The following is a 13,432-nucleotide window of genomic DNA, read 5'->3' as shown; positions in this document are numbered from 1 at the left end:
CCGCCGTCACGAGCCGAGCACGATATACAGCATTCCGACCGGCGCTTTCGATCCGCCGGGAACCGCTGCGTGCAACGGATATCCGAACGTGCCGCGCACGTTGACGAAGCGGTTGACCTGAAAGCGGAATCCGCCGCCCATGCCGACGAGCGAACCGTTGTTCGGCTCCGTCGGCTGATCGATGCGGTTCCACACGCGGCCCGCATCGACGAAGAGGAACGGCTGGATCGCCACGCCGCTTTCGCCGATGCTCCACGGCGGCGTGCGGACCTCCGTCTGCACGTTCCATCCGCGATCGCCCTGCACGACATACGGCAGATAACCGCGCACGCTGCTGTCGCCGCCCAGCCCCATCTCTTCGCTCGGCAGCAGCGTGTCGGGCGTCCATTGCAGCGCCGCCCTTCCCCATGCGACGAAACCCGCGCCCAGCGCCACATCGCGCTGCGCCGACAACTGCGCGTACATGTAGCGCGGCGTCGCGCCGTGACGCGCGCTTTCGAACGCGGCATCGCGATTGTCGGTGTCGAGCCGGCCGGGACTGAGCACCACGGTTGCGTTGGCGCGTGTCTGGCCGCTCGCATCGCTGCGGTTCACGTCGTACGCAAGCAGGAATTGATGGATATGCGTGTTCGAATTGAACACCTGGAATCCGCCGAATTCGAGGTTGTTGTTCGACCGCTTGTAGTCGTAGCCGAACTGCACCTGTTGCTGCCAGCCGGAGAATGGCGTGAGCCGCCAGTCGTAGCGGATGCTCGCCTGCGCGGAGATGCCCGTTTGCCCGTAACTGTCCGGCAGGCGCGGCGTGCTTTGCGCGTAGACGCCGAACAGTTCGATGCGGTCGCGCCACGGCAGCGGCGCGGAATAACTGAGCGCGTGCGCGACGAAGCGCGGACGGTCCGGACGGCCTTCGATGTCCGGATTGCCGCTCAGCGCGTCGTTGCTCGCGGTGATCTGATAGGCGATCTGCTGATCGAGGCCGAAGAGATTGCCATAGTCGATGCCCGCGAAGAACCGGTCGCGGCCGAGCTGCGGCACGCCCGCGTTGTCGTAGCCCGCCGAGACGCGCATCGGGAAACGGTCGGCGGTTTGCAGGATCACGTCGGTGGTGCTTTCGGCCTCGCCGGGCGCGTAGATCACATCGACCGCGCGATACGGATTCGCGTTGAGCAACGCGAGGCCCGTGGCGACGTCGGATTCGCGGATGGCGTCGCCGGCGGTGAGCGGCATGTCGCCCGCGAGCAGGGCATCGGAGAAATAGCGGTTGCCGCGCGGAATCACCCGGCCCAGCCGATAGCTCGCCACCGCGATCCGCACGACGCCTTCGGTGACGTCCTGCTCGGGCACGTAGACATCGACGAGCGGCAGCCCGCTTTCGCGATAACGCGCGACCACGGCGCGGCGAATTTCCGCGAGCCGCGCGAAGGTGAGCGGGCGATCGAGGTCGGCGGCGAAGCCTTGCAGGAACGCGTCGTCGAGCGGAGGCAGGCCGCGCGCGACGATGCGTCCATCGGCTGCGCGCGCGGCTTCATTCGCCGATGCGCCCGGCGCGCCCGACGCCGATGCTTCGAACACGAGTCCGCGCAGCGCGGCGACGGCCACTTGCGCCGATGCGCTCTCCGCTTGCGGCGGCTGCGGCGGCGCGGCGGGACGCGCGGGCGCGGGCGGCGGCGTGGGACTGACATCGCGATAAGACTGCGCGCGGGCGAACGCGCTCGACAGCAGCAGCGTCGCGAGGCAAAGCCTTGTCAGCCGATGACGCCGTGCCGGACGATGAGCGCCCGCGAGATGGCGGGCGCGCGGTTCCACGAGCGGATTGCGCATCTTGTTCCATGTTGTCGGGCACGTTTCGTGACGCGCTTCCGGTGGGACGCCGGCGCCGGATCGACGCCAGGCAGGAGATGTTAAGACCGAACGATAGCAGGCGCTATCGGGGCAGGCGGCTATCGACAATGCGCGAGCGAGGGAAAACCCTTGGGGTCGGCGGGTGCGCATCCGTAAGGCTGTGCAGAGCAAGAGCATGGTTGTCCAGCCGGATCTCGTTGTCGAAAGAGCGTCCATCTTCGTGTATTGAAACAGTCGAATCATCACAAGCAGAAAGCCGAAATCATGTATTTACTTCGGACACAAAACTATTCTCAGTAACCCCCACTGTTTCACGAATCGACACGAACTCACACACGCAAATGCCACGCACGAACCCTATGGCGTTTTCAACGTTATTCGGCTATTAGTAGATTCGTCAGGCGCACCGGCATGCATGCGGTGACCGCTCTTGGCCAAGCATGCAGGCGTCTCTGGCCATCGCGCGAACATCGGAAACGGAGGCAGCTACGGCACTTATGAGGCTCGGGTCTCGCGCTCGTTGACATCGACACGTCAATCCGTCGCGCGCGTAATCACTGCATGGCGAATGCAGCGCCGTGAGACACGCGCGTTGACGGCATCGGCATGCAGGCGTTCTTCGCGCACCGCGAGCATGTGACGGCGAGCGCGCCATAGCGCCCGCACCCTGGTCAAGCCATCCCAAGAAGAGAGGCGTTCATGACGTTCATGGCGTTGGTGTCGGAACGATTACTGCATGGCGGTCATGCGCGGATGTCACACGCAATACATCACGCGATACATACGATGCACGCACGCCGCTACATGCCGCTCGCGGCGCTGGCCCTGCTCTCGCTTGCCGCATGCAGGAAGCCGCCTGCCGAAGCGCCGCGCGCCGCCGTCGATGTAACGGTGATGACCGTCGCGGCGAAAACGACGCCGGTCGAATTCGAATTCACCGCGCAGACACAAAGCTCGCGCGAAGTGGAAATACGCGCGCGCGTCGACGGCTTCCTCGAAAAGCGCATGTACACCGAAGGCGCGCTCGTCGCAGCGAACCAGATCATGTTCTTGATGGACAAGCGCCCGTTCGAAGCCGCGCTGCAAACCGCCAAGGGCGCGCTTTCGCAGCAGCAGGCGCGGCTGCTCGTCACGCAACAGAATCTCGCGCGCGTGAAGCCGCTTGCCGCGATGAACGCGTTGAGCAAGAAGGATCTCGACGACGCCATCGGCAACGAAAAGAGCGCGGAGGCCGCCGTCATCGCGGCGCAAGGCGAAGTGCAGACCGCGCAGCTCAATCTCAGCTATACGACCATTCGCTCGCCGCTCAAGGGGCTTTCGAGCTTCGCGCGCGTGCAGGAAGGCAGCTACGTCACGCCGACGCAATCGGGCCTGCTCACCTACGTGTATCAGCTCGATCCGATGTGGGTGAACTTCAGCATCTCGGAGAACGAGTTGCTGACGTATCGCGAGCAGATACAGAAAGGACAGTTGCGCTTTCCGCCCGACAATCAGTTCGATGTCACCGTCATTCAGGCCGACGGCTCCGTGTATCCGCAGACCGGCCGCATCGACTTCACGAATCCCGCGTTCAGCACGCAAACCGGCACCTTTCTGGTCCGCGCATCGTTCGCGAATCCGAAGGGCACGCTGCGTCCCGGCCAGTTCGTGAAGGCGCGCGTGTCGGGGGCGCTTCGGCCGAACGCGATTCTCGTGCCGCAGCGCGCCGTGCTGCAAGGCGCGAAGAGCCACTTCGTGTGGGTGCTCGACGATCAGTCGAAGCCGCATCAGCGCGTGATCGAAGTCGGCGAATGGCACGGCGACGACTGGTTCATCACGAGCGGTCTTCGCGCGGGCGAACGCGTGATCGTCGATGGCGCGATTCGCGTCGCCGCGGACTCGCAGGTGCGCGTGGTGAGCGCGCCGGCGGAGGGCGCGGCCCCGGCATCGGCTGCGATGGCGGCATCGGGCGCGCAGGCGTCGATCGGGACGACGAAGCCCGCCAGCGAAAGCCAGCAGTAGGCATCGATAGCGATCAGCCAAGCCACGCCGAGCGGAAAAGCGGAAAAGGCCAATGAACATCTCACATTTCTGCATCGACCGCCCGATCTTCGCCTCGGTCATCTCGATCATCATCACGCTCGGCGGCGCGCTCACCATGCTCGCGCTGCCGACCGCGCAGTATCCGGACATCACGCCGCCGCAGATCACCATTTCCGCGACGTATCCGGGTGCGAGCGCCGAAGTCGTCGCGAACAACGTGGCCGCGCCGATCGAGCAGCAGGTGAACGGCGCGGACAACATGATCTACATGAGCTCGTCGAGTTCGTCGACGGGCAATCTGACGATCAACGCGTACTTCGAGATCGGCACGAATCCGGAACTCGCGCAGGTGGACGTGCAGAACCGCGTGAACCTCGCGCTGCCGCAACTGCCGCAATCGGTCACGGCGCAAGGCGTGCAGGTGCAGAAGAAGTCGCAGGCCTTCATGATGGTCGTCGCGATCTATTCGCCCGACGAACGCTACGACGCCACCTATATCGCCAATTACGCGAACGTCTATGTGCTCGATGCATTGAAGCGCATTCCCGGCGCGAACCAGTCGAGCATCTTCGGCACGCCGGATTACGCCATGCGCATCTGGCTCAAGCCCGACCGCATGGCGCAGCTCGGCATCACCGCCGCCGACGTGCAGCGCGCGGTCGCCAATCAGAACCAGCAGTTCGCCGTGGGCCGTCTCGGGCAATCGCCGACGGGTTCGCCCGTCGAGCAGTCGTTCGCCGTGACGACGACCGGGCGTCTCACCGAACCCGCCGAATTCGAGAACATCATCATTCGCGCGGAATCCGGCGGCGCGGCCATCGTGCGATTGAAAGACGTGGGCCGCGCGGAACTCGGTCAGAAAGATTATTCGATTCGCAGCCGTTTTCAGGGCAAATCCGCGACGGTGCTCGCCGTGTATCAGCAGCCGGGCGCGAACGCACTCGACGTCTCGAAGCAGGTGCGCGCGCGTCTCGCGGAGATGAAGAAGACGTTCCCGGAAGGCATCGACTACCAGATCGCGATGGACACCACGGAGTTCACGCGCGCATCCATTTCGGATGTGGTGCATACGTTCTTCGAAGCCGTCGCGCTCGTGGTGATCGTGGTGTTCGTGTTCCTGCAAAGCCTGCGCGCGACGCTCATTCCGGTGCTCGCCGTGCCCGTGTCCATCGTCGGCACGTTCATGGGCATGGAAGCGCTCGGCTTCTCCATCAACATGCTGACGCTGTTCGGCATGGTGCTCGCCATCGGCATCGTGGTGGACGATGCGATCGTCGTGATCGAAAACGTCGAGCGCAACATGACCGTTCACAAGCTCGATCCGAAGACCGCCGCGAAACAGGCGATGGACGAGGTCGCCGGGCCGGTCGTCGCCATCGTGCTCGTGCTGTGCGCGGTGTTCGTGCCGGTGGCGTTTCTCGGCGGCATCACCGGGCAGATGTACAAGCAGTTCGCCATCACCATCGCGATATCGGTGGTGATCTCGGGCATCGTCGCGCTGACGCTTTCGCCCGCGCTCGCCTCGCTGCTGCTCAAGCCCGGACATCACGAGAAGAAGGGCTTTTTCCGCTGGTTCGACAACCAGTTCATGCGCATGACGCACGGCTACACGCGCATCGTGCGGCTCATCATCCGGCGATTCGTGATCGCGCTGCTGCTGTTCGCGGGCATGATCGCGCTCGCCGTCGTGATGATGCGCGACATTCCCACGGCCTTCCTGCCGCCCGAAGATCAGGGTTATCTGCTGGGCGCAGTCATCATGCCGGACGCAGCTTCGCTCGATCGCACGGGCGCGGTGTCCGACCGCGTGACCGAATACTTCATGAAGCAGCCGGCCGTCGGCAGCATCGCGACGGTGGACGGCTTCAGCCTGCTCGACAGCCAGAACAAGAACAACGCATCGACGTTCTTCGTGGGGCTGAAAAGCTTCGACGACCGCTATACGTCCGCCAATATCCGCACGCAAAACGCGCGCGCCGTGCTCGTCGATGCGTACAAGGCGCTTTCGCAAGTGCGCGAGGGCATTGTGGTGCCGCTCAATCCGCCTTCCATTCCGGGCCTGGGCACCACGGGCGGCACCGAAATGTGGATACAGAGCAAGGGCGATACGACCATCGCGCAGTTCGCGGGCATCGTGCAGGATTACGTCGCGAAGGCGAAGGCGAGGCCGGAGCTGACCGGCGTGACATCGACCTTCAACGCGTCGTCGCAACAACTGCTCGCGGACGTGGATCGCGACAAGGCCGAGACGCTCGGCGTGCCCGTCGAAGACGTCTACAGCGCGATGCAGACGATGTTCGGCTCGCTCTACGTCTCGCAGTTCAACCGGTCGAGCCGCCTGTGGCAAGTGATTCTTCAGGCGGAGCCTTCGTACCGGCTGAAACCGGACGACCTCACGCAGATCTTCGTGAAGAGCAAGACCGGCAGCATGGTGCCGCTCAAGTCGGTGGTCAACACGCGCTACGTGACCGGCCCCGATCTCATCACGCGCTTCAACAACTTCCCGGCGGTAAAGATCACCGCGAACGCCGCGCCGGGCTATTCGTCGGGGCAAGTGATACAGGCGCTGGAGGAAGTCGCGTCCGGCTTGCCTTCGGATTACGGCATCGCGTGGAGCGGCGAAGCGTTCGAAGCGAAGCAGTCGGGCGGCACGTCGGGCCTCGTCTTCGTGTTCGGGCTCATCATGGTGTTCCTGATTCTCGCCGCGCAATACGAGAAATGGAGCCTGCCGCTCGGCGTCTTGATGGCCGTGCCGTTCGCCATCTTCGGCGCGCTGCTCGCCATTCTTCTGCGCGGCCTCGACAACGACGTGTACTTCCAGATCGGCCTCACGATGCTCGTCGCGCTGGCCGCGAAGAACGCCATTCTCATCTTCGAGTTCGCGGTGCTGAACGTGCAGTCGGGCAAGTCCGTGTTCGACGCGACCATGACCGCCGCCGAAGAGCGTCTGCGCCCGATCGTCATGACATCGCTCGCGTTCATTCTCGGCTGCGTGCCGCTCGCCATCGCGACGGGCGCATCGGCGAACAGCCGCCATTCCATCGGCACGGGCGTGATCGGCGGGATGCTGGGTGCGACGGTCATCGCCGTGTTCTTCATTCCGATGTTCTTCTGGGGACTCGAAACGATGTCCGCGCGCTCGAAGAAGAAGAAGAGCGGTGAGACGCCCGCGGCGACGGCATCCGATACGCCGCCGCGAACACCCGGCGGCAGCGGCCCGAACGCGACGCCGTCCGCTCCGGACAAGGGGCATTGACATGCGGCCCGACCGGTTCCTTCGCACTCTGGCGGGCGTGATCGCCGCCGCATCGCTCTCGGGCTGCCTGCTCGGGCCGAACTATTCGCGTCAGCCCGTCGAGACGCCGGCGACGTATCGCTTCGCCGCGACGGAAGTCTCCGATACCGCGAACACCGAATGGTGGAAGCAGTTTCAGGACCCCGTGCTGGACCAGTTGATCGAGACCGCGCTCGCCAACAACAAGGACGTGAAGATCGCGGCGGCGCGCGTCGAACAGTTCATGGGGCAGTTCGTCACCACGCGCTCCGCGCTCTTCCCGCAAATCTCGGCGGGCGCGGACGCCTCGCGGCAACGCGCGTCCCGGGCGGGCGCGGTGCAGCTTCCACCCGGCTTCGGGCCGGTCTACAACCAGTTCGAATTGTCGGTGTCGGCGGCGTGGGAGCTGGACCTTTTCGGGCGCAATCGCCGGCTGACGGAGGCCGCGCGCGCGAATCTGTTGTCGAGTGAAGAAGGACGGCGCGCGACGATTCTCTCGCTGGTGGCGTCGGTGGCGTCGTCGTATCTGAATCTGCGCAGCCTCGACCGGCAACTCGACATTGCCAAGGCGACGACGCAAAGCCGCGCGGAATCGGTGCACGTGTTCACGCTGCGCTTCGAAGGCGGCGAAGTCTCGCAGATGGAACTCGCGCAGAGCCAGTCCGAATACGAAGCCTCGCTCGCCACCATTCCGCAGATCGAAACGCAGATCGCGCAGCAGGAAGACGCGCTTTCCGTCCTGCTCGGCAGCAATCCCGGGCCGATCGTGCGCGGCCTCGACCTCGGCGCGCTCGCGACGCCCGTGATTCCGTCGGGCTTGCCGTCGGACCTGCTGGAACGGCGGCCCGATCTGCTTCAGGCGGAACAGGATTTGATCGCGGCGAATGCGCTGATCGGCGCGGCGCGTGCGCTGTACTTCCCGCAAATCTCGCTGACGGGTCTCTTCGGCACCGCGAGCACGCAGTTCTCGTCGCTCTTCACGGGGCCGGCGCGCGTGTGGTCGTTCGCCGGTCAGGTGACGCAGCCCATCTTCACGGCGGGCAACATCTCGGGGCAGGTCGAGACCGCCGAGGCGCAGCAACGCGCGGCGCTGCTTTCGTACCAGAAGGCGATTCAGGTCGCGTTTCAGGAAGTCGATGACGCGCTCATCCAGTCGCAGAAACTGCACGAACAACTCGAAGTGCAGGGCCGCCAGGTGACCGCGCTTTCCACTTACGCGCGTCTTGCGCGGGCGCGTTACGAGGGCGGCTATACGAGCTATATCGAAGTGCTGGACGCCGAGCGCAGCCTGTTCAACGCGCAATTGTCGGAGACGCAGACGCACGCCGCCGCGCTCGCTTCGTTCGTGACGCTTTACAAGGCGATGGGCGGCGGCTGGGTCATGGTCGCCGACAAGATGACGACGCAGACCGCGACGCAGACCGCGACCCCGCCCGCCGATGCGGTCAAGCCGGCCGCATCGGCCGCGCCGACGGTGCAATGAACACGGCGGCCTCCGCTGCAGTGCCCGAGCACGATCCGCGCGGCGATCGCGCGTTGATCGCGTGTCCCGAATGCGATCTGCTGCAGCGCGAACATCCGCTGCCGCCGGGCGGCGCCCTGCGCTGCTGCCGATGCCGCGCCGTGCTGTATCGCCGCCGCGCGCACGGCTTCGACCGCGCGCTCGCGTGCGCGCTCGCCGCCTGCGTGCTGTGGGTGATCTCGAACGCGTTTCCCATCGTCGGGCTGTCGGTCAATGGCGATCTCGTCGAAACGACGCTCATCGGCGCGGTGCGCGTGTTGTATCGCGACGGCATGTGGCCGCTCGCCGGCCTCATCTTCGTCACGACCGTCCTGATGCCCGCCGCGCACGCGTTCGGCACCGTGTGGCTCCTGCTGCCGCTTCACGTGCATCGCAGGCCGTATCGCGCGGACGCGGCGTTTCGCCTGCTGTGCGTCGCGCGCGAATGGGGCATGACCGAAGTGCTGATGCTCGGCCTGCTCGTGTCGGTGGTGAAGCTCGCGCATATCGCGTCGGTGGTGACGGGGCCGGCACTGTGGTCGCTCGCGGCGCTCATGCTGCTGCTCGTCGCGACGGCATCTTCGTTCGACGAACGCGCGATGTGGTCCGGCATCGGCGACACGTCGCTCGCGCTGCCCGAAGGCGTGCCGCTCAACGGACGCATTGCGTCGGCGAGCGGCATCTGCGTCTGCCACGACTGCGGGCTGTCCACGCGCGGCGTGTTGCGTCATTCACATCGATGCTGCCCGCGCTGCGGCGCGCGCCTGCATCTGCGCAAGCCGGCGAGCCTCTCGCGCACGTGGGCGTATCTGATCTCGGCGGCGGTGCTCTACGTTCCCGCGAACCTGCTGCCGGTGATGAACACGAGTTCGCTCTTCGGCGCGCAGAAGGACACGATCATGAGCGGCGTCGCGTATCTGTGGACATCCGGCTCGTGGCCGCTCGCGATCATCGTGTTCATTGCGAGCATCGCCGTGCCGATGCTCAAGATTCTCGCCATCGGCTATCTCGCCGCGAGCGTCAATCTGCGCATGACGCAGTACACCGTGCAGCGCGCGCGCATCTACCGCATCGTCGAACTCGTGGGACGCTGGTCCATGCTCGATATCTACGTGATCGCCGTGCTCGTCGCGCTCGTGCAGTTCAGCGCGATGGCGACCATCGAAGCGGGACCGGCTTCGATTGCGTTCGGCGCGGTCGTCGTGCTGACCATGCTCGCCGCGATGTCCTTCGATCCGCGCCTCATCTGGGACGCAAGCGACGCACAACGCGAGCAGGACGCACGACACAACGAGGAGCACGCGACATGAGCTCCCAAGGCGGCCTGCCCGATGCCGAAGTCGTGCCGAAGAAGCGCTGGCGCATCCCGTGGATCTGGGTGGTGCCGGCCGTGGCGGTGCTGGTCGGCATCTGGCTCGCGGTGCAGACCGTGCTGGAGAAAGGCCCGACCGTGACCATCAGCTTCAAGTCCGGCGAAGGGCTCGAAGCGGGCAAGACGAAGATCAAGTTCAAGGACGTGGACATCGGCATCGTCAAGTCGGTGGTGCTTTCGAAGGACTACACGCGCGTGGTCGCCACGGCGGAACTCACGCGCGATACCGCCAACATGCTCGTCGACGACACGCGCTTCTGGGTCGTGCGTCCGCGCGTGGCGGGCGGCTCGGTGTCGGGCATCGGCACGCTGCTGTCGGGCGCGTATATCGGCATGGATATCGGGCGCGGCAAGAGCGCGCAGCGCGATTACACCGGGCTGGAAACGCCGCCCGTGTTCGCGAGCGACGTGCCGGGGCGGCAGTTCGTGCTGCGCGCGGCGGATCTCGGTTCCGTCGATGTCGGCACGCCGATCTATTTCCGGCGGCTGCAAGTGGGCCAGGTGACGGCGTTCGAACTCGACAAGGACGGCAGCGGCGTCACGCTGCACGTGTTCATCAATTCGCCGTACGACCGCTACGTGAACGCCGATTCGCGCTTCTGGCAAGCGAGCGGTCTCGATGTCACGCTGAGCACCGACGGGCTGAAGGTGAACACGCAATCGCTCGTGTCGATGCTGATCGGCGGCCTCGCGTTCGAAACGCCCGCCGCGTCGCTCAGTTGGGCGCAGGCGCCGGCCAATACCACCTTCACGCTCTTTCAGACGCGCTCGGAAGCGCTGCGCGTGCACGAGCGGATCGTCGAGACGTACGTGTTCAATTTCACGGGTTCGGTGCGCGGCCTGGCGGTCGGCGCGCCGGTGGAATTCCGGGGCATTCCCATCGGCGAAGTGGCGGCCATCAACACGCGCTTCGATCCGGTCACGCGGCAGATCAGCATTCCGGTGGAAGTGAAGCTGTATCCGGAGCGCTTCACGTCGCGCTTCGAGTCGGGGCCGAAGAAAGGCCGCATGACGAGCGATCCGAAAGCGCTCGCGAACTTTCTCGTCGCGAACGGTTTGCGCGCGCAGTTGCGCACCGGCAGTCTGCTGACGGGCCAGCTTTACGTCGCGCTCGAATTCTTCCCGGATGCGAAGAAGGCGAGCATCGACTGGAGCCGCACGCCGCCCGAAATGCCGACGACGCCGAGCGGACTCGCTTCGCTGCAGGATTCGATCAACCGCATCATGACGCGCATCGACAAGCTGCCGATCGAGCAGCTCACCGCGAGCGCGCAGCAAACGCTCGACAACACGAGCGCCCTGATGCAGAACCTCAACACGCAAGTCGTGCCGCAGGCGACGAACACGCTCGCGGCCGCGCGCGCCGCGCTCGAAGCCGCGCATTCCACGTTGCTGCCCGGTTCGGGATTGCAGCAGGACACCACCGAGGCGATCCGCGAACTGACGCGCACGGCGGCTTCCTTCCGCAGCCTGGCGGATTATCTGCAGGAGCATCCCGAAGCGCTGCTGCGCGGCAAACCGGAGGACAAGAAGTGATGCGCGTTGCCTGCCTCTGTCTCGTGACGGCGGCGATGATCGCCGGATGCGCCTCGCCGCGCGCGAGCTTTTATCGGCTGAACGCGGACCCGTCGCTGACTGCGATGATCGCGCAGCCGCCCGCGCGGACGATCATCGTGGGTCCGGTGACGGTGCCCGATCTCGTGGATCGTCCGCAGATCGTCACGCGCAACACGAACAACGAAGTCGCGCTCAACGAATACGCGCGCTGGGGCGAGCCGCTCAAAAGCAGCATCGCCGATGCCATCGCCGGCGATCTCACGCTGCTGCTCGGATCGGACCGCGTGGCGGTGGCATCGCGCGCCATCGCGGATACGGATGCGTTGCGCGTGCGCGTCGATATCCAGCAGTTCGAATCCGTCACGGGCGAGTCGGTCCTGATCGATGCGCGCTGGACGGTGCGCGGCATAAGCGACGGTGCGGGAGCCAGCGGCCGTTCGCTCGTGCGCGAACCGGTGAGCGGCCCGGACTACGATGCGCTCGTGGCCGCGCAGAGCCGCGCGCTGGCGCGCGTGAGCCGCGACATCGCGGCGGCGATCGTGCGCAATGCGGGACCGTGACGGCGCGGCACGTCAGTAGAGCCAGCGGGCGGCATCGTCCAGAGCGGTGCCTGCGGGCGGCAAATCCGCGCGCGCGATCCGCACGAACTCGACCGCGCGCGTCTCGGGCGGCTGCATCGGCAAATGCGCGAGATTCAGCGTGAGATCGGCGGCGCGCTCGTTGCTCGCATCGTCGACGATCAGGTTCATCTGGTTCACGCGCAACGTGCGCTGCGTCACGCGAACCAGCGCGGCGGGATCGGCGAGCACATCGACGAGCGCGCCGAGCTGCTGCTCGACCGCTTCCGCACGCGATCCGAGCGCGGCGAGCGCGGCTTCGTTATCGGCGATATCGCGTTCGAGGCGCGCGATGTCCGCGGCAGCATCGGCGGCTACGGACGACGCACCGCTCAAACCCGACACGCCCGCGCCGCGCCGGCCGAGCATCTGCATGCGCGCCGAGAGCAGCGCGTGTTCTTCGTGCAGCGCCTCGCGTCGCGCGTCCTGCGCCGCGATGCGCGACATGCCTTCGAGCGCGAGCTGCTCGACGAGCCGCAGCACGATGTCCTGCCTCAGCGCGGCATCGGTTTCGTCGCAGATGCGGATGCGCTTGTCGTCGAAACTCACCGCGACGCGCGGCACGTCCGCGCGCATGACGCCTTCGTCCTGCCCGACAGTCAACACGCGCCGCTCCACGAAGCGGCTGCTCAGCACCGCATACGCATGATCCGCGACATAGTGCTCGTCGAACCAGCGGCGCAGTTCGTTCGACTGGCCGATCACGCACGCGATGTCGTCGGCGGTGGCGAACATCGCGCGCAAGTGCGAGTCGTCGGCCCATGCGGCGGGCGTGGCGTCGCGCGGCACCGGCAGTGCATCGACGAGATCGCGCGCATAACGCAGCGTCGCGCCGATGGACGGCGTGAGCCGCGCTTCGTACCGGTTCGCGAGCCGCACATGCGGCGCAATGCGCACGATGCGTTCGAGCGCCGCGCGCATGTCATCGCCGGACGCGTGCGCGTCGTCGCTCGAATGTCCGAAGAGCCAAGCGATGATGCTCATGCCATGATGTGCACGCCGCCGTCCACATAGAGCGTTTCGCCCGACACGCGCCGCGCGTAGGGCGTCGCGAGAAACGCGCATGTGTAGCCGACGTCCATGATGTCGACGAGTTCGCCGAGGGCGCGGGCGCCCCCCCCTCGGGGTGCAGGCGTTACAAATACAATATACCCCACCCCCCCCCCCGTTTGGTTTTTGGGGTGGGTCCACCGCTCGTATAATATTACAAAACCCCCACCCCACAAAACATCCACAGAAAAACAAAA

Annotated in this window: 8 protein-coding genes and 1 pseudogene; 6 read left to right on the top strand and 3 right to left on the bottom strand. The window is 65.6% G+C overall.

Annotated elements, in window-relative coordinates:
• Positions 1–6: 6 nt before the first annotated feature.
• On the bottom strand, positions 7–1,821 hold the full coding sequence (locus NCR39_RS27785) for a ShlB/FhaC/HecB family hemolysin secretion/activation protein (RefSeq protein ID WP_250455946.1): 1,815 nt from the start codon (positions 1,819–1,821) through the stop codon (positions 7–9).
• A gap of 807 nt (positions 1,822–2,628) precedes the next feature.
• Here NCR39_RS27785 and NCR39_RS27780 point away from each other — a divergent pair.
• From NCR39_RS27780 to NCR39_RS27755, 6 genes are read left to right on the top strand one after another with little or no spacing between them, the layout of a single operon-like run.
• The gene (locus NCR39_RS27780) at positions 2,629–3,843 is read left to right on the top strand and encodes an efflux RND transporter periplasmic adaptor subunit (RefSeq protein ID WP_250455944.1); all 1,215 of its coding nucleotides are present in this window, start codon (positions 2,629–2,631) and stop codon (positions 3,841–3,843) included.
• Positions 3,844–3,895: 52 nt separating this feature from the next.
• Complete coding sequence (locus NCR39_RS27775; RefSeq protein ID WP_250455942.1) at positions 3,896–7,120, top strand: efflux RND transporter permease subunit; 3,225 nt, start codon at positions 3,896–3,898, stop codon at positions 7,118–7,120.
• A 1-nt stretch (position 7,121) separates the two neighbouring features.
• Positions 7,122–8,621 (top strand): efflux transporter outer membrane subunit, encoded by a 1,500-nt coding sequence (locus tag NCR39_RS27770; RefSeq protein WP_250455940.1) that lies wholly within the window; start codon positions 7,122–7,124, stop codon positions 8,619–8,621.
• Positions 8,618–9,949 (top strand): paraquat-inducible protein A, encoded by a 1,332-nt coding sequence (locus NCR39_RS27765; RefSeq protein WP_250455938.1) that lies wholly within the window; start codon positions 8,618–8,620, stop codon positions 9,947–9,949. Before NCR39_RS27770 ends, NCR39_RS27765 begins: the two co-directional genes overlap by 4 nt.
• A complete protein-coding gene (locus tag NCR39_RS27760) occupies positions 9,946–11,547 on the top strand; it encodes a PqiB family protein (protein ID WP_250455936.1) in 1,602 nt (533 codons plus the stop codon). Before NCR39_RS27765 ends, NCR39_RS27760 begins: the two co-directional genes overlap by 4 nt.
• Positions 11,547–12,128: a PqiC family protein gene (locus NCR39_RS27755; RefSeq protein WP_250455933.1), complete on the top strand. Its 582-nt coding sequence runs from the start codon at positions 11,547–11,549 to the stop codon at positions 12,126–12,128. Before NCR39_RS27760 ends, NCR39_RS27755 begins: the two co-directional genes overlap by 1 nt.
• A gap of 12 nt (positions 12,129–12,140) precedes the next feature.
• Here the strand turns inward: NCR39_RS27755 and NCR39_RS27750 are convergent, their stop codons facing one another.
• Complete coding sequence (locus NCR39_RS27750) at positions 12,141–13,169, bottom strand: hypothetical protein (protein WP_250455931.1); 1,029 nt, start codon at positions 13,167–13,169, stop codon at positions 12,141–12,143.
• Positions 13,166–13,288: pseudogene (locus NCR39_RS27745) on the bottom strand (SDR family oxidoreductase); the annotation flags it as partial. The pseudogene NCR39_RS27745 and the gene NCR39_RS27750, both read right to left, overlap by 4 nt.
• Positions 13,289–13,432: the final 144 nt, after the last annotated feature.

The sequence above is a fragment of the Caballeronia sp. ATUFL_M2_KS44 genome, assembly GCF_023630965.1.
GTDB lineage: Bacteria > Pseudomonadota > Gammaproteobacteria > Burkholderiales > Burkholderiaceae > Caballeronia > Caballeronia concitans.
This window is presented reverse-complemented; position numbering and strand designations above follow the sequence as displayed.

Bases quoted from the DNA above. Each gene is read 5' to 3' on its own strand.
- NCR39_RS27750 (WP_250455931.1), bottom strand. From the start codon at position 13,169: ATGAGCATCATCGCTTGGCTCTTCGGACATTCGAGCGACGACGCGCAC.
- NCR39_RS27755 (WP_250455933.1), top strand. From the start codon at position 11,547: ATGCGCGTTGCCTGCCTCTGTCTCGTGACGGCGGCGATGATCGCCGGA.
- NCR39_RS27770 (WP_250455940.1), top strand. From the start codon at position 7,122: ATGCGGCCCGACCGGTTCCTTCGCACTCTGGCGGGCGTGATCGCCGCC.
- NCR39_RS27780 (WP_250455944.1), top strand. From the start codon at position 2,629: ATGCACGCACGCCGCTACATGCCGCTCGCGGCGCTGGCCCTGCTCTCG.
- NCR39_RS27760 (WP_250455936.1), top strand. From the start codon at position 9,946: ATGAGCTCCCAAGGCGGCCTGCCCGATGCCGAAGTCGTGCCGAAGAAG.
- NCR39_RS27775 (WP_250455942.1), top strand. From the start codon at position 3,896: ATGAACATCTCACATTTCTGCATCGACCGCCCGATCTTCGCCTCGGTC.
- NCR39_RS27765 (WP_250455938.1), top strand. From the start codon at position 8,618: ATGAACACGGCGGCCTCCGCTGCAGTGCCCGAGCACGATCCGCGCGGC.
- NCR39_RS27785 (WP_250455946.1), bottom strand. From the start codon at position 1,821: ATGCGCAATCCGCTCGTGGAACCGCGCGCCCGCCATCTCGCGGGCGCT.